Genomic DNA, 17,334 nt, shown 5'->3' with positions numbered 1-17,334 from the left:
CAAATAGTGCAATTAATAACCATTATTAGTTAATAACATATCCATCAGGCACCTCCATAAATCTTTTTTAACTTTTTTTGAAATCACTGTTGAATATTTGATTTAAAAGTCTGATATTTGCAAACTCTTTTTGGATAAAGGGTTGATAATTAAAAATATTTGTCATGTCAAGAATTTGTGATCTAACAGGAAAAGGATCTATCGTTGGTAACAACGTTTCAAACTCAAACGTTAAAACAAAACGCAGGTTTCATCCTAACTTGAAACTTAAAAAGTTTTATATCCCTGAAGAGGATAAATGGATTACCTTAAAGGTATCTACCTCAGCGGTTAAAACTATCAGCAAAAACGGTATTACCGCCTGCATCAATAAATTTGTTAAAAAAGGCTACATTTAGTAGTTGGCTTGCAAGTTTAGCAGTATAATAAAATTGAAAAATTACGTAAGCCGTGAGGTGACACGTACAACATAAAAAGAAAATGGCAAAAAAAGGCAACAGGGTTCAGGTGATTTTAGAGTGCACCGAACACAAAACAAGCGGTATGCCAGGCATGTCTCGCTATATCACCACTAAGAACAAGAAAAACACTACCGAAAGATTAGAGTTGAAAAAATTCAACCCTGTTTTACGTAAAGTAACTGTTCACAAAGAGATAAAATAATTGGTTGATGAAGTTGATTGGTTGATTAGGTTAACAATGCTAACAACAAATTAACTTACTATTCAATAAGTCACTAATTCAATAAATTAACAAGAAATGGCAAAGAAAGTAGTTGCAACCCTGAAAGTAGCAGGTAAAGGCAAAGAATATTCAAAAGTGATCACCATGAATAAATCACCTAAAACAGGTGCTTATTCATTCAAAACCCAAATTGTCCCTAACGATTTAGTTAAGGATGCAATTGCAGGTAAAACTATCTAATCATCTTTTGATTAAAATATTAAAGCCGTCTTGTTTTAACGAGAGGGCTTTTTTTGTTGAATGAAATTGGATGTGCAAATTTCAGATGTGCAAATGTGCAGATGAAGAGAGATGATTTAATGTGGCAACATATTTGAATATTGAAATTAGTACATTGAACAAACAATCTGCACATCTGAAATTAGCACATTTGCATATCAACGAACATGGGATTATTTGATTTTTTTAAGAAAAAGGAAAACACGCAGCAAGACCAGCAGGCGCTTGATACCGGTTTGGAAAAAACCAAGGATAACTTTTTTTCAAAGATCACCAAAGCCATCGCCGGTAAATCAACCGTTGATGATGATGTGCTTGATGAGCTGGAAGAGATCCTGGTAACCTCGGATGTTGGTGTAAGCACCACCCTCAAGATCATCGACCGCATCCAGGCCCGTGTTGCCCGCGATAAATACGTAAGCACCAACGAGCTGAACACGCTGCTGAAAGACGAAATCCAACAGCTGCTTGCCGAAAACAACAGCAACGATTTCCGCAATTTTGAATACGGCGACCATAAACCATATGTAATTATGGTGGTAGGCGTAAACGGCGTAGGTAAAACAACTACAATTGGCAAACTTGCCCACAAATTGAAGCAGGCAGGCAATAAAGTAGTATTAGGCGCTGCCGATACCTTCCGCGCCGCCGCTGTTGACCAGATCAAACTTTGGGGTGAGCGTGTTGGCGTAAAAGTAGTAGCTCAGGCCATGGGGTCAGACCCGGCTTCCGTTGCTTACGATACCTTGCGTTCGGCAGTGGCCAATGAGGATGATGTGGTTATTATAGATACGGCTGGCCGTTTGCATAATAAGGTTGGCCTGATGAACGAGCTTACCAAGATCAAAAACGTAATGCAAAAGGTGATTCCCGGTGCCCCGCACGAGATACTGCTGGTACTGGATGCATCTACCGGGCAAAACGCTATTGAGCAATGCAAGCAGTTTACCGAGGCTACCAACGTAAATGCTTTGGCGTTAACCAAACTTGATGGTACGGCTAAGGGTGGTGTGGTAATCGGTATTTCGGATCAGTTTAAGATCCCGGTAAAATATATAGGTGTTGGCGAAGGAGTAGATCACCTGCAGCTGTTTGACAGGCAGGCGTTTGTTGATTCGTTGTTTAAACAATAATACAGGTAGCGTTTTTTATTTCTGGGATTACACTGATTATTTTATGATTACACCGATTCCTTTGTAGTTGTAGATTGATTCTTTTTTGATTTTTGATGGGAAAGTTTGAAAATGATCCGCTTACTGCAAAGATAATTGGGTGTTGTTATGAGGTGCATAGATTGTTAGGTCCCGGATTTAATGAAAAAATTTATTCAAACGCGTTACAATATCAACTTACATCACAAGGCCTGACTTTTGAGGCTGAAAAGGAATTTAATGTTTTCTTTAAAGATCAATATGTAGGCAAGTTTAGATGTGATCTGTTTGTTGATAACGTAGTAATAGTTGAACTTAAATCAGTTACGGGAATTATGCCCGCGCTATTTACCAACCAGGTATTGTCATATCTCAAAGCAAGTAAAATTAAAACAGGATTGTTAATTAACTTTGGCAATTCAAGTTGTGAAATAAAAAGGATAACCGTTTAAGAATCAATTTCTAAAACAAGCAAAATCACCGAAAAATAATCCATGAAATCACCCAAAAAAAAATCGGTGTAATCATAAAATAATCGGTGTAATCCAAAAAAATAAAATAAATCGGTGAAATCATTTTCGAAATCGGTATAACCTTAGAAAATGTAATCCCAGAAAAAAATAATGAAGACAAAGGAAATTTCACGCCCTTCGGCAAAACAAGCCAAACCCCGTGTAAACGTGGTTACGTTAGGCTGCTCAAAAAACATCTACGATTCGGAGATATTGATGGGCCAGCTGAAGGGCAACCAGTTTGATGTGGTGCATGAGGCCGAGAAAGTAGGCAAAAATGATATTATAGTAATTAATACCTGCGGCTTTATTGATAATGCCAAGCAGGAATCGATAGATACCATTCTGCAATACAGCGAGCTTAAAGAGCAGGGCAAAGTAGGCAAGGTAATTGTAACCGGTTGCTTAAGCGAGCGTTACAAACCCGAGCTTGAAGCCGAGATCACCAATGTTGATGCCTACTTCGGCACAAACGATCTGCAAAACCTGTTGGCTACTGTAGGTGCCAATTACAAGCACGAATTGATAGGTGAGCGTTTGTTAACCACCCCTTCACACTTTGCTTATTTTAAAATTGCCGAAGGCTGTAACCGTCCGTGTTCATTCTGCGCTATCCCGTTGATGCGTGGCAAACACCTGAGCTCGCCGATGGAGCAATTGGTGGAGGATGCTAAGAAACTGGCTAAAAACGGAACTAGAGAGTTGATCCTGATCGCTCAGGATCTGACCTATTACGGCCTTGATCTGTATGGCAAACGTAACCTGGATGATCTGCTTCGCCGCTTATCTGATGTGAACGGCATCGAGTGGATCAGGTTACAGTACGCCTATCCTTCAGGTTTCCCGATGGAAATTCTGGATGTGATGAACGAGCGCGAAAACATTTGCAAATACCTGGATATGCCGTTGCAGCACATTACCGATAATATGCTGAAATCGATGCGCCGCGGTATCACCAAGCAAAAAACCATCGACATTGTAAACGAGATCCGTGACCGTGTACCGGGCATTGCCATGCGTACTACGCTCATCACCGGCTACCCGGGCGAAACCCAGCAGGATTTTGAAGAAATGGCGCAATGGGTTGAGGATACCAAGTTTGATCGTTTGGGCTGCTTTACCTACTCGCACGAAGAAAAAACACATGCGCATAGCTTAGTGGATGACGTACCTGAAGAAGTAAAACAGGAACGAGCCGATGCCATTATGGAAATTCAGCAAGGTATTTCGTTTGATAAAAACCAGGAGAAAGTGGGTAACACTTATAAAGTACTGGTTGATAAAAAAGACGGCGATTACTTTGTTGGTCGTACCGAATTTGATTCGCCCGAGGTGGATAACGAGGTTTTAATTGATGCCAGCATTGATTACGCTACCATTGGCAGCTTTGTTAACGTGCAGATTAACAGCGCCGAGGACTTTGACCTTTATGGACAAATTGTAAAATAATAGTAATTTGCAGCCTGCTGTTGAGCGATCTGCGATATATAATCTAATTTCGACACCAGCAATTAAATATTTATTTGCTGGTGTTTTGTTTTAGGTCGAAATCCAGGACGAAACATCCCAAATCTGAAATTAAAAAATGGACGCTTCCTGCATAAGTTATAAAGACACCGGTTTTTTCTCCAACACAGTTGCCGAGTATATCGACAACAAACCCGAACTGCAACCTTTTTATGGCTACCGCCCCGATATGGCAGGCTTCGCCGAGTTTTTGAAAAACAAAAAGGTAGTTGCAGATCGTGAGGTACTGGTGCGTGTTTTAACCAAGCAATACGAGTGTTTAGGTAAGGAAGCGGATAAGTTATGCTCCTATTCTACCGAGCTTACAGCACAAAACCTGGAGCTTTTAAAACAGGATAATACTTATACCATTACAACCGGTCACCAGTTAAATATTTTCGCGGGGCCATTGTATTTCCTTTATAAAATAGCTACCGCCATCAAGCTGACTCAGCAACTTAAAGCTGCCCATCCCGATAAAAACTTTGTACCGGTGTATTGGATGGCCAGCGAAGATCATGATTTTGCCGAGATCAACTACACCAACATCGGCGGTAAAAAGGTACATTGGTGGTACGAGGCCTCGGGCGCTACCGGCCGCATCGACCCGGTAAGTATTCGCCAGGCACTTAACCAATACAAAGGCGTGTTGGGAATGGAAGGCCATGCTACAGATCTGGCCGAAATTGTCGAAACTGCCTACACTAAATTTGATAAACTGGCCGATGCTACCCGTTACCTGGTTAACTCGTTGTTTGGCCAATATGGTTTAGTAATTATTGATGCTGATGACCATGAGTTTAAAAAAGAGTTCGCTCCGATAATTGAGCAGGATATTATCGGTCAGCATAGTTTTAAAAACATTACCGAAACTAACCATAAGCTTCATGAACTTGGAGTGCACATTCAGGTTAACCCGCGCGAGATCAATTTCTTTTATTTAAAAGAGCATTTGCGCGAACGTATCGTTTTTGAAAACGATAGCTATCATGTTTTGAATACCGAGATCCGTTTTACCGAAGCCGAGCTGAAAGCTGAGATAGCAGAATACCCAGAACGCTTTAGCCCTAATGTGGTAATGCGCCCATTGTATCAAGAGTGCATCCTACCCAATATAGCCTACATAGGTGGTGGTGCCGAAGTGGTTTACTGGCTGGAACTAAAATCGAACTTTGATCATTATAAAATTGATTACCCAATCCTCATACTCCGTAATTCGGCCTTGGTAATCAAAAAAGAGCAAGCCGCCAAAGTGGAACGGATGGACTTAAAAGCCATCGACCTGTTTAAGCAAAGCGACGCCCTGCAAAGCTACTGGATCAAAAAACACAGCGAACATAACCTCAGCATCGCCGAAGAATGGTATGAAATGGAAAGCCTGTTCGAAAAAATAAAGCTCCGCGCCTACAAGATCGACCCTACCCTATCGCCGTCTGCCACAGCCGTGCAGGTAAGGCTCAAAAAAGCGATGGATAACCTGGAGAAGAAATTAGTTAAGGCCGAAAAACGCAATTACAGTGTGCGCCTTGAGCAACTCATCACGGTAAAAGCGGAATTATTTCCTAAAGATAGCTTACAAGAACGATCTGAAAACTTCGGCCTGATGTATGTAAAATGGGGACAGGTTTTTATTGATGAACTGATCCGCCTGTTTGAGCCGCTTGATTTTAAGTTTACGGTGCTTACGGAGAAGTAAAAAGGTTATTTAAAGCCCACAGCTTTCACTACCACGTCATTGCGAGGTACGAAGACAACCGACCGAAGGGAGCTCATTAATACCTATAAAAACAAATTATAATTATTAATAATCCCCGATTAGCAGGTCAGCCCTGCACAGTTCGCGATTGCTTCGTACCTCGCAATGACGACTTTTAGGCTATAACGTAAGATATTTACGGCCTCACGCCATTCAAAGCATCGCGTTTAAGGTACACGTATATCAATACGCCAACAACCAATGCGGCAAGTACCAGAAGCCCTACTTTGCCTTTCTTTTTATCCTGGCGGATAAGCCAGGCCATAGCGGCAATAAGCGGTATAACAAAAATGATGTAAAAAATATATCCTGCTGCGTTCATATGTTAATTAGTGAATTATTGAATTAGTGAGTTAGCGATTTCTGTTGATTGGTGAATCTTTAAAGAACATATTGCCTTTGAAAATTCACTAATTCAATACCTCACTAAATCACTAATTGCTTTAAAATGCCATCCTCGCCATTGGCGATACATCCTGCCCTACAAATTCTCCCTTAAGGTACTTGTGATAGCCTGCTATAGCGATCATAGCTGCGTTATCAGTACAGTATTCCATTTTAGGAATAAAACTGTTCCAGCCGTTCTTTTCGGCCATCTCCTGTAGGGCTAACCTCAAGCCGGTATTGGCCGATACACCTCCCGCCAAAGCTACGTCCTTTATACCATAAGCTTTAGCTGCTTTTTGCAGTTTGTTAAGCAGTATGGTAGCTATCCGTTTCTCTACCGAAGCACAAATATCAGGCAGGTTCTGCTCAATAAAATCCGGATTTTTAGCTACGTTATCGCGAATAAAATACAGGATAGAAGTTTTTAAGCCGCTAAAGCTGAAATCATAACCGGGGATCTGCGGTTCCGGGAACTGGTATGCATCGGGGTTTCCCTGGCGCGCATATTTATCAATGAGCGGTCCGCCGGGGTAAGGCAGGCCTAAAATTTTGCTGGTTTTATCCATGGCTTCACCGGCCGCGTCGTCGAGCGTTTGGCCTACTATCTCCATATCAAAATAATCTTTTACCAGCACAATCTGGGTGTGGCCTCCAGATACAGTTAAACACAGGAAAGGGAACGAAGGCTTTTTCTCGGCAATAAAATGTGCCAGAATATGGGCCTGCATGTGGTTAATTTCTATCAGCGGGATCTGTTTGGCCAGCGCGAAAGCCTTGGCAAATGATACGCCTACTAAAAGTGAACCTAAAAGTCCCGGCCCGCGTGTAAAAGCTACCGCATCAATATCATTTTTGCTTACTTTTGCCTTCGCTAATGCCTGTTGCACAGCCGGAACAATATTTTGTTGATGAACCCTCGAGGCCAGCTCGGGTACAACACCTCCGTAAGCTTCGTGGATGGTTTGATTGGCAATAACATTGCTCAAAATCGCTCCATCAACACAAACCGAAGCCGAGGTTTCATCACATGATGATTCGATTGCTAATATTACGGGCACGTTTTATATTAATTATTGATTTATTGAGTTAGTGAATTAGTGATTTATCAATTAGCGGCAAACTATCTCCCTGTAAAATTGTAAAGGGATAGTATTTAATTCGCTAAATCATTAATTCATTAATTCGCTAATTAAACCGCAAAGTTATTAAAAAAGTACTCAATATATTCCTCGGGCTGGTATTGTTCATTTTATTGACACTGAGCATACTTTTACTCACATTTCAGTTTAAACCGGTACAAACCTGGGTCGCAAAAAAAGCGGCAGACTACCTGGCCGGCGAATTGCATACCAAGGTTGGCATCAGCAGCCTGTACATTCGCCCGTTTAGTTCGGTGGTTATAGAGGGGCTTTATATTATCGATAAACAAAAGGATACCATTTTAAACACCCCCAAACTTGCTGTTGATATTAAGGATTTTTACCTGTTCAGCAGTATCAAGAAACGCACCATCAACTTCGAAAATATTGAGCTGGATAATGGTTCGTTCTACCTGAAAAAACAAAAAGATAGCACTACCAACCTCAAGTTTATTATCGATTACTTTAACTCGGGCGATACCACCAAAACCCCGGAGAGCAAGCCATGGACATTAAACTTTGACAGGATAGCGATCAGCAACTTCCACTTCCGTTACAAAAACCACCTGCGCGATACCGTAATGGCAGGCGTTAATTTTAACGATCTGGATGTGCAGCATTTTAGCACCGTTATACAGGGAATGGATATTAAAAACCACCTGTTTAAGGGCGATATCCAAAGCCTTAGCCTGCACGAAAAAAGCGGCTTTACGGTAAAGCATTTTTCATCAAACGCCACTATCGATACCAACCAGATCAAACTACAGCGCCTGGCGATTCAAACTCCACGCTCTGATCTTAAAGATTTTTTCTGGATGAAATTTAAATCATTTGATGATTTTGACGATTTTGAGAACAAGGTACATATGGATGCCAACTTTAAATCGTCGCGCATTTCATCGTCAGATATTGCCTACTTTACCAGCGCGCTGGAGAAAGTGAGTTTTGACCTGGGGATAGATGGACAGGCTAAAGGCATTGTAAACAACCTTAACGCCAAACACGTTACCATTACCGGCGGGCAGGCAACATTCTTGAAAGGCGATTTCAAACTCCATAACCTTACCGATTGGGATAACGCCTTCCTCGAGCTGAAGTTTGACCAAGTGGCATCTAACAAAAAAGATCTGGATTATCTGATCGGGCGCTTTTCGGGCAATGCTACCAATAAAGCCCCTGCTATTGTTTCTAAGTTCGGCAACTTCAATTTTAGCGGCAGGTTTACCGGTTCGCAAAACGATTTTGTGGCTTACGGCGTATTCAAAACCGCGCTTGGTAGGTTCGATTCAGATATCAACCTAAAAATTAATAAAAATGACCGCCCGAGCTATAGCGGCCGTGTTAATGCTTATGCTTTTGATCTGGGTACTTTAATTGATGAAAGCGATCTGGATCGGGCTACCTTTACTGCCAACATAAAAGGCAGTGGCGACGAAATAAAAAATTTGGTTGAAGATGTAGATGCCAAAATAGCCAACGTTACCTACAATAAATACACCTATAATAACCTCACGGTAAAAGGCACCTTTATTAAACAACTGGCAGATGCCCATATCACTGTAAACGACAGGAATATTAAGCTCGACCTGAAAGGAAAAGTGAACCTCAAACTGGCCTTGCCAACTTATGATCTGGCAGCCGATATCAAGGAAGCTAACCTGAACAAACTTGGCTTCAGTAAAGATACCTTGAGCATTAGTACCCAGCTCAAAACCAAATTCAGGGGAAATGACCTACATGATCTGGAAGGTGAAATTTTGTTTTCGCCGGCGCGGATAGTTAACTCATCGCACAATTATGTGGTCGATTCGTTATACTTATCGGCAGCTGGTCAAGGTACTAACCGGGCTATTACCCTACGATCGGATTTTGCTGATGGGGGTATTAAAGGCAAGTACGACCTTGCCACCTTGCCATCGTACTTTAAAACCATTGTTAAAAAGTACATCCCGTCTATCAATACAACTATAGTTGAGCCAAAGCCCGAAAAGTTTGATTTTAACCTAACGCTTAAAAACTTGGATCCGCTTTTGGCTGTGTTTGCGCCCGATATTAAAATTCCGGACCAGGGTAACTTAGTGGGCCAGTTCGATTCGGATCAAAAAACCGCCACCCTATCGGGCTATATCAAAACGCTTAAATATGGCAAAACGGTATTTCATGATATTATCCTTGATGAAAGCACCTCGGATGATATGCTTGGGCTTAACCTTTCACTTAAGAAGATCGATCTGACAGATAGCCTGTTTATCAAGGATATCAACATCAGTAACTTTTTAAAGCACGACAGCCTCAACTTCAACATAAAACTATCGGATAAAAACGCCGTGAACCAGCTGGATTTATACGGCCTTGTTGAGTTTGGCCGCGATACAACCGCTAAGCTTGCACTCCTTCCATCAGATGTGATACTGGAAAAAGAGAAATGGAAAATAGAAGATAAGGTACGCATCCGCCTGTTGGATGGTAAAACGCAGGTATCGGGCTTTGAACTTTCAAACGGTTTGCAAAAAGTATTTATCGATGGCTTTATATCTGATAATCCTGCCGATGAATTGAAGCTTACCTTCGAGAAGTTTAATATGCGCACGCTCAATCAGCTCACCAAAACATCGGGCATATTTTTAAACGGATACCTTAACGGGGATATCAAGGCAACATCGGTATTAAAATCGCCAGGGGTTGATTCGCACCTCACCATCGATTCGCTTACCATGAACAAAACCCTGGTGGGCAATGTGAAATTGACCTCAACCCTGGGTAACGACCGCAAGCAGGCCGATATCAACATGAATATCATTAACCGTGGCCTGGAAACCATGAACATTGGCGGTTCGTACTACTTTGCCCGCGATAGCGTTGATAACAACCTTGATTTCAACGTAAAAATGAACCAGACCGAGGCTATTATATTTGAGCCTTTTGTGAAAGATCTGGTATCAAACTTAAAAGGCCATATCTCTACAGATCTGAAACTTACAGGCAAGCTCTCCAACCCCCAGCTTAACGGTAACCTAACTTTGGTTAATACGGGCCTTACAGTTAACTACCTAAAAACAGCCTATACCATTAATAACAGGCTTGATGTTAATAACAGTACCATCACGCTTAAAGATGTGGTGCTACACGATATTAAGAAGGGAACGGGCACGGCCAATGGTACGGTAAATTTAAACAACCTATCCAACCCGGATATTGATGTTACCCTGAAAGCAGAAAACCTGATGGCCCTAAATACTACATTTAAGGATAATCACCTGTATTACGGTACTGCTTACGGTACAGGAACATTTAGCTTTAAAGGCCCTGTTGATAACATGAAAATTGATATCACAGCCAGCACCAACGCGGGTACCATTTTTAACATCCCGCTTAATACCTCATCAACAGCAAGTGATTACGATTTTATAACTTTTGTTAGCCATAGTGATACCGCCAAGGTTGCACCTAAAACAAAGGCATTTAACGGCGTTACGCTTAATTTTGATTTGAGTGCCGACGAACAAACTATAGTACGTATTGCAACAGATTACGGCCGGTTGGAAGGTAGCGGCGTAGCCCGGAACCTAAAACTTAATATAAACAGTCTTGGTGATTTTGAAATGTATGGTGATTACCTGATATCGTCGGGTAAGTTTGAATTTACTGCCAAAAACTTTATCAGCAAAAACTTTACGGTAAGCCAGGGCGGTACCATCAGATGGACAGGTAACCCATCAAATGCAGAGATCAACCTCCGTGCATTATATGAAGTACGTACTACCAAAGCTCCGCTGTACGCGGCGGCGGGTTTACAGGCACCTTCGGCCAGTCAGCAAACACTGGTACAGGCCGAGCTGATCCTTACCAAATCGCTCTTGCAACCAACAATTGATTTCGACTTTAATTTCCCTACAGACCCATCTGTTAAAGACGACCTTGCCACCTATCTTGCCGATGCCAATAACCGTAGTCAGCAAGCCATCAGTATCATTGTTCGCCGTAACTTTACGGCCAACAGCAACGATTTAACCAACCAGGTAATAGGAACAGCCGGCGAAGCAGCAAGTGAGTTCGCGTTTAATAAACTGAACAACCTGATAGCGCAGTCAAATATCCGCAACTTCGATTTAAACATCCGCTCGTTTAGTGATGCCAGTGTGGCTGCACGGTTTTATGATAATCGATTATCATTTAGCGGTAGCTTGTACAGCAATAACGGATCGAACGATTTGTTTAATAACAATAGCAATAACCTGTTTAATCAAAAATTTAATACGCTAACGCGGGATTTTGAGGTACTGTATAAAATTCGCCGCGATGGTAACCTCACTGCACGGTACTCATACCGCGCATTAAATAACGTTACCTTAAGTAGCTTAACCGATGCATCGCTCACTCAATATGTAAACGGTTTTGGTTTGGTGTACCAGCGCGATTTTGACACGTTTGGCGAGTTTATCCGCAATCTTTTCAGGCAAAGCAAACGTAAAACTACTCCGGTTACTCCAAACCCTGTGCCAAATGGCAATACCTCAAGCCCGGCAGTGAAGCCTGATGAGGATGAGGATCAGTAAGATATAGTGCAATAAAAAACGTCATTACGAGGTACGAAGCAATCCCAAACTATACAGGGCGAACCTGCTAATCGGGGATTGCTTCGTGCCTCGCAATGACGTTTTGAGAGATATTGAAGACTTACGAAGTTTTAAAAACTTCGTAAGTCTGGCTGTTCAAGTATTAATGATCGCGCATAATAGCGTGGTCCATCCTATCGCGTTTGGTACGCAGGTAAGCTTCATTATGCGGATTTGATGCAATTTCGATAGGTACGTTCTCAACCACCTCTAAACCATAACCAATAAGGCCGGCACGTTTTTTAGGGTTGTTGCTCATCAACCGCATTTTGGTAATACCCAGATCGCGCAGAATTTGCGCGCCGATACCGTAATCACGTTGATCCATTGGGAAGCCCAATTTCAGGTTGGCATCAACAGTATCATAACCCTTTTCCTGCAATTGATAAGCACGCAGTTTATTGATAATACCAATACCACGGCCTTCCTGGTTCATGTACACAATGGCACCTTTACCTTCTTTGCTGATCATCTCCATAGCCTTGTGTAGCTGTGGACCACAATCGCAACGGCAGGAGCCAAAAATATCTCCCGTCATACATGAACTATGCACGCGCACCAAAACTGCTTCACCCGGCTCCCAGGCACCTTTAACAAGGGCAAGGTGGTTTTCGCCGGTATCCAGTTGAGTATAGGCTATCATATCAAAATCACCCCATTCGGTAGGCATTTTAACAGCCACCTCACGTTTCACCATCGATTCGTGTTCGAGGCGATAGGCGATCAGGTCTTTTATAGAAATTATCTTTAGGTCGAAATCTTTGGCTATCTGCAACAGATCGGGCAGGCGGGCCATTTCGCCGTCTTCCTTCATAATTTCACAGATCACACCGGCAGGTTCATGTCCTGCCAATACAGCCAGGTCAATAGCAGCTTCGGTATGGCCTGCACGGCGCAATACACCGCCATCTTTAGCTATCAAAGGGAAAATATGCCCCGGGCGACCAAGATCTTCCGGCCTGATAGCCGGATCGATCAATGCCAGTGTAGTTTTCGACCTGTCTGAAGCCGAAATACCTGTAGTACATCCATGACCCAGCAAATCAACCGAAACAGTAAAATTAGTTTCGTGCGAGGTGGTGTTACGGCTTACCATAGGCAACAAATCAAGTTGTTTTGCCCTCTCGGCAGTAATTGGCGCGCAAACAAGGCCGCGGCCATGCTTAACCATAAAGTTGATAGTTTCGGGAGTACCATTGCGGGCAGAGGTTAAAAAATCGCCCTCATTTTCGCGATCCTCATCATCAACAACAATGATGGTTTTACCGGCTTTCAGTTCGTCGATCGCCTCTTGTATGGTGTTTAACATTATATACTTTTTGGATGGCGCCCTTCAACGCCAATTAATCTTAATCAAATTTAAAGCTTAATAGCATCAGTTGGGTCGGCTTTGTGTAAAATGATGGACTATCGATAATATGCAACCTTTTAACAAATACTGTTAACGCAGGTGGCGGGTTGCTTTGGGCTTAAACTTTTGCACCATACGGTTTATAAAGCGCTTGTACAATTCCATATCAAACAAGGCCGAATCTGTAGCTGCTTTATAACTCAAAAACAAACCGATAGGCAATAGCGTGATGATAGAGATCCACATACCAAGGTAAATATTGATCTCGCCGCCTTTTACCGCCTTTTCGCCAATAGTAGTAATAATATAGTAAATAAGGAAAAACACTACCGATACCACCACAGGCAAACCTAAACCACCCTTACGAATAATAGAACCAAGCGGCGCCCCAATTAAAAACAACACCAAACAGGCTACAGAAAGGTTATACTTTTTCTGATACTCCACAAAATAACGGCGGATACTTTCCGAATCATTCCGGTACATCTCGGCCCTGTTTTTAATAAAATCTTTAATGGACCGCACTTCTGACGAGGCCGTACTAAGCGCCATTTGCTGCTCGGGTGTTTTCAGTCCCTGTAATGAGCCCTTGTTAGCATCATAAGCTATAGGCTGCTTAATGGCTTTTGATTTTGCCGGGATAGAATAATATTTAATGTAGCCTGCAACCATTTTATAGTTAGCAGCCGCAACACTATCTACCGAATGCTGTGCCGAATCGATATGATGGGTAAGCTGCCTGATATCCATCATTTGCGACGCCGTTTTAAACTCGTTCTCATCGGTACGGGCAATTTTAAAAGCGGAAAGATCGAATTTAAGTTCAGTTTCTTTAAACCGCTGGCGATATAGCATTTGCCGGGTATTGTAACTTGCGTTTTGGCCGGGAGCCTCCTCGTACCGCACACCATCTTTGAGGTGAATAACCAGGTATTTATCGCCCATGGTACGAAACATGGTGGCTTCACGGGCTAAGGTTACAATGGTATTGTTATCATTGGGCGTTTTAGAGTAGATCATGAGATCATACAATCGCTGGCCATCAGGATCTTTACGCTTTACGCGGATGGTATAACCTGGAAAACTGGCACTAAACACTCCTTCGGGCAGCAGATCGGCCGATTTTTGTTTGCGGGCATCATATAGTAACGAAAAATATTTAAGGTTGGCCACCGGCAACATATAATCCGAAAAGAAGAAAGCGGCCATGCTTAATATAGTAACCACTACTATCATTGGGTACATTGCCCTGCGTAAAGAGATACCAGCCGCTTTAATGGCTACCAGCTCGTAATTTTCGCCGAGGGAACCGTAGGTCATGATAGACGAGAGCAGCACCGAAAGCGGTAGTGCCATAGCCACGTTGGTTGCCGAATTGTACATCATCAACTCCAGGATAGTGTACCAGGCAAAGCCCTTGCCAATCAAATCATCAATGTATTTAAACAAAAACAACATGAGCAGCACAAACATCACAATGAAAAGGGTAACCAAAAAAGGCCTTATAAATGATTTAAGGAGCAGAAGGTGGATCTTTTTCATTAATGCTATTTGTAATTAACCGGGTCAAAGCAAGGCTTATGCACAGTTAAACCCATTAACGTGCAAACCATGGTTTGGCGTACAAAATTAGCTAAAATAAAGTTTTATCAGGCCCCTAATACGCTTATAAGGTAATCGATAGAGTTATCCCAGATCTGTTTACGTTCGGTAATGGTATCTTCGGTGGCAAAATCGGTAACGGCAAGGGCTACATCGTTGGTAAGCTCATCCTGTATAATTTCCATTTCAAAATAATACTGGGCATCATCATCAAGCCATTTAAAACGCACGGATTTATTCTCTTTAACGGAGCAAAGCTTGGCCTTTTGCGACTCATCATCCCAGGTAAAAGTATAAACGTGGTCCCGGTAATTAACCTCATCTGCAAACCATTGAGACAAGCCGTTAGGCTCGCTTAAGAATGTAAATAGGATACGTGGAGATGACTTGATCTCGTACTCAATGGTAAATTTTTTCTTTTCGGACATTTGGGTTTATACTATAAAAAGCAGGTCAGTACTAAATTTTGTAACATTTTTTCTAAAGAAAACGAATTTCTACTATATTTGCAAACCTTTTTAGGGACGGCCACTTGTTTTACAACGAAGCCACTCTTTTTAAATAACCACAAAAAGAGGAAGATAACTAAAAACGGCGGGGTAGCTCAGATGGTTAGAGCGTAGGATTCATAACCCTAAGGTCGGCAGTTCGATCCTGCTCCCCGCTACTGATAACAAGGCAGTTACATGAAATTGTGACTGCCTTCGTTGTTTTTGGTCATACAATGTTAATACACATTGGGCCTGCATGAAGTTAATTAACGATTGCCGATATCCCTTCCGGCACTATATAAAAATACAAAAAATCAATGATTGGTTGGTAAAGAAATAACATTATTTCGGGCTCATAACCCGAAGGTCGTAGGTTCGAGTCCTGCGCCCGCTACCTAAGAATCAGGCAGTTACATTAAATCGTAACTGCCTTTCTTTTTTCTGTTAACGTATTGTTAACGATTTTTAACTTTTCCTTTGGCTTACTTAAAGATAGGAATATCCTTTCAAACATAAAAAAGCTATTTTTTGATGCCTTTTCAACGTCAAAAAATAGCTTTGCTTAATGTTACGTTTGTCTTGTTAGTTTTACGACTTCTTCGCTCTCTGGATTCAATTAATTTTCAATTCTCAAATTTTTTGCAAGATCATCAAGCAAAGTTTTTACTGGACCAAAAGCAATTTTATTAAAGTTTTTTACAGCAAAACTGTTCGACATCTCAATCATATTTTGTGGAGCATCGACCACAGGGTATCTTTTAAAATGTTGGTCATTTATAAATGAAATGTCCTGCTGGGCGTCAGAAATTGTCAAACAAACAGACGCGCTTAATGGTATCACGAACAAAAAATCCTTATCGAAATAAGTGTTATTCACTTTTGTATTGCTATCTAATGAGCAACCAGGATTATCATTGCTGATAAACTGCCCATCGGACTTAAGCACGACCCAGGCACAGGCCAACAATTTTGGTATGAGGGATTGCAGTAAGGCTTCGTAGCCGTCCTCTCTGTTAACGAGCGAAGAAAGATGGGCACTCTTTTTGAAATCCGGATCATTTAATAATTGGTCACGCACCTGTTGATTAACAGCCGCCCATTCTTGTGGCGTAATACCTTCATATTTGGCCCGAAAAGCCGGATCGTTATCGAATGAAGATTGCAACTCTACAAAGGCTTCCTCAATAACCCTGCCCTGCCTCGGCTCAATCATTTTATCCCTGTAAAATTTATTCCTGTATTTGAGATCAATGATAATACGTATCAAACTGCTGGCTTCATTATAAGTTAAGGGCGCGCCTGTCGTAATCTTTGCAATTAACTGCCGGAAGTTATTTTCATAATTATGGAAACTTTTTTCCACCTGATATTTGTCAATAACGCCACCAAGGTTATATACTTTTGCCCTTTCATCAACTGTATAAAAGTGTTTGTCCTTGCAGATTTTAGCTGGCGTGGATTCCCTGGCATAGGGTACTTTTCCGCGCTCTGCAAAAAGCTTAAGGTCTAATGTATATAAAACGCCTGATTCATTAACGAATCCATTAATATAGCATTGGGGCAAGAAATGCTGATCAATTATTTCCTGGTCGTTACTCATTGCTTGTAAATAAAAAAGCCCTTTCGGGCTATATATAATGAACTCTTTCGAGTGATATTTTCAGGCGGGGTTCGAACCCGCACGCTTTAAAGCAAGAGGTTGAAAACCCCGCGTGTATGCCAATTTCACCACTGTGCCATTGCACTCAGAACAAGTTGTATGCCAAATGCAATCTCGGACAGCAACAAGTCATCTTGTCAGCAAACCTCCTGTTAGCATGGTGTTTGTCAAGGTTTTGTATCAATATTTACCTTAGTTCA

At 41.8% G+C, this 17,334-nt stretch carries 14 protein-coding genes and 1 tRNA gene; 9 read left to right on the top strand and 6 right to left on the bottom strand.

The genetic code is table 11. From position 1 onward, the window contains the following. Positions 1 to 164: 164 nt before the first annotated feature. From rpmB to bshC, 7 genes are all read left to right on the top strand, one after another. Positions 165 to 398 carry a 50S ribosomal protein L28 gene (gene rpmB / locus AAFN85_RS03615; protein WP_022830076.1) on the top strand — a complete coding sequence of 78 codons (234 nt, stop codon included), beginning with the start codon at positions 165 to 167 and terminating at the stop codon, positions 396 to 398. 82 nt (positions 399 to 480) lie between these two features. Continuing rightward, positions 481 to 663, top strand: coding sequence for a 50S ribosomal protein L33 (rpmG, locus tag AAFN85_RS03610; RefSeq protein ID WP_022830075.1), 183 nt, complete (start codon positions 481 to 483; stop codon positions 661 to 663). A 96-nt stretch (positions 664 to 759) separates the two neighbouring features. Next, a complete protein-coding gene (locus tag AAFN85_RS03605; protein ID WP_022830074.1) occupies positions 760 to 924 on the top strand; it encodes a DUF4295 domain-containing protein in 165 nt (54 codons plus the stop codon). A gap of 206 nt (positions 925 to 1,130) precedes the next feature. Continuing rightward, positions 1,131 to 2,096, top strand: a complete 966-nt coding sequence (ftsY, locus tag AAFN85_RS03600; RefSeq protein WP_347525590.1) for a signal recognition particle-docking protein FtsY — start codon at positions 1,131 to 1,133, stop codon at positions 2,094 to 2,096. A gap of 95 nt (positions 2,097 to 2,191) precedes the next feature. Continuing rightward, positions 2,192 to 2,566, top strand: a complete 375-nt coding sequence (locus tag AAFN85_RS03595; RefSeq protein WP_347525589.1) for a GxxExxY protein — start codon at positions 2,192 to 2,194, stop codon at positions 2,564 to 2,566. 171 nt (positions 2,567 to 2,737) lie between these two features. Beyond that, positions 2,738 to 4,075 (top strand): 30S ribosomal protein S12 methylthiotransferase RimO, encoded by a 1,338-nt coding sequence (gene rimO, locus AAFN85_RS03590; RefSeq protein ID WP_347525588.1) that lies wholly within the window; start codon positions 2,738 to 2,740, stop codon positions 4,073 to 4,075. Between the two features lie 136 nt (positions 4,076 to 4,211). Then, the gene (gene bshC / locus AAFN85_RS03585; protein WP_347525587.1) at positions 4,212 to 5,828 is read left to right on the top strand and encodes a bacillithiol biosynthesis cysteine-adding enzyme BshC; all 1,617 of its coding nucleotides are present in this window, start codon (positions 4,212 to 4,214) and stop codon (positions 5,826 to 5,828) included. 196 nt (positions 5,829 to 6,024) lie between these two features. Here bshC and AAFN85_RS03580 read toward each other — a convergent pair whose 3' ends face one another. Then, positions 6,025 to 6,210: a hypothetical protein gene (locus AAFN85_RS03580; protein WP_347525586.1), complete on the bottom strand. Its 186-nt coding sequence runs from the start codon at positions 6,208 to 6,210 to the stop codon at positions 6,025 to 6,027. 121 nt (positions 6,211 to 6,331) lie between these two features. Continuing rightward, positions 6,332 to 7,333, bottom strand: coding sequence for a tRNA (adenosine(37)-N6)-threonylcarbamoyltransferase complex transferase subunit TsaD (gene tsaD, locus AAFN85_RS03575; RefSeq protein WP_347525585.1), 1,002 nt, complete (start codon positions 7,331 to 7,333; stop codon positions 6,332 to 6,334). Positions 7,334 to 7,527: 194 nt separating this feature from the next. On the opposite strand from tsaD, the gene AAFN85_RS03570 reads away from it, so the two are divergent. Next, the gene (locus tag AAFN85_RS03570) at positions 7,528 to 11,970 is read left to right on the top strand and encodes a translocation/assembly module TamB domain-containing protein (RefSeq protein ID WP_347525584.1); all 4,443 of its coding nucleotides are present in this window, start codon (positions 7,528 to 7,530) and stop codon (positions 11,968 to 11,970) included. 163 nt (positions 11,971 to 12,133) lie between these two features. Here the strand turns inward: AAFN85_RS03570 and AAFN85_RS03565 are convergent, their stop codons facing one another. From AAFN85_RS03565 to AAFN85_RS03555, 3 genes are all read right to left on the bottom strand, one after another. After that, on the bottom strand, positions 12,134 to 13,339 hold the full coding sequence (locus AAFN85_RS03565; protein WP_347525583.1) for a bifunctional 3,4-dihydroxy-2-butanone-4-phosphate synthase/GTP cyclohydrolase II: 1,206 nt from the start codon (positions 13,337 to 13,339) through the stop codon (positions 12,134 to 12,136). Between the two features lie 132 nt (positions 13,340 to 13,471). Continuing rightward, complete coding sequence (locus tag AAFN85_RS03560) at positions 13,472 to 14,923, bottom strand: LptF/LptG family permease (protein WP_347525582.1); 1,452 nt, start codon at positions 14,921 to 14,923, stop codon at positions 13,472 to 13,474. Positions 14,924 to 15,030: 107 nt separating this feature from the next. After that, positions 15,031 to 15,411, bottom strand: a complete 381-nt coding sequence (locus AAFN85_RS03555) for an START-like domain-containing protein (RefSeq protein ID WP_347525581.1) — start codon at positions 15,409 to 15,411, stop codon at positions 15,031 to 15,033. Positions 15,412 to 15,576: 165 nt separating this feature from the next. On the opposite strand from AAFN85_RS03555, the gene AAFN85_RS03550 reads away from it, so the two are divergent. Next, a tRNA-Met gene (locus AAFN85_RS03550) sits at positions 15,577 to 15,650 on the top strand. Between the two features lie 440 nt (positions 15,651 to 16,090). Here AAFN85_RS03550 and AAFN85_RS03545 read toward each other — a convergent pair. Then, positions 16,091 to 17,074, bottom strand: a complete 984-nt coding sequence (locus tag AAFN85_RS03545) for a DUF4238 domain-containing protein (RefSeq protein ID WP_347525580.1) — start codon at positions 17,072 to 17,074, stop codon at positions 16,091 to 16,093. Positions 17,075 to 17,334: the final 260 nt, after the last annotated feature.

Source organism: Mucilaginibacter sp. CAU 1740 (genome assembly GCF_039839285.1).
GTDB lineage: Bacteria > Bacteroidota > Bacteroidia > Sphingobacteriales > Sphingobacteriaceae > Mucilaginibacter.
The sequence above is the reverse complement of the archived record's forward strand: the minus strand, read 5'-3'. Positions and strand labels throughout refer to the sequence as shown.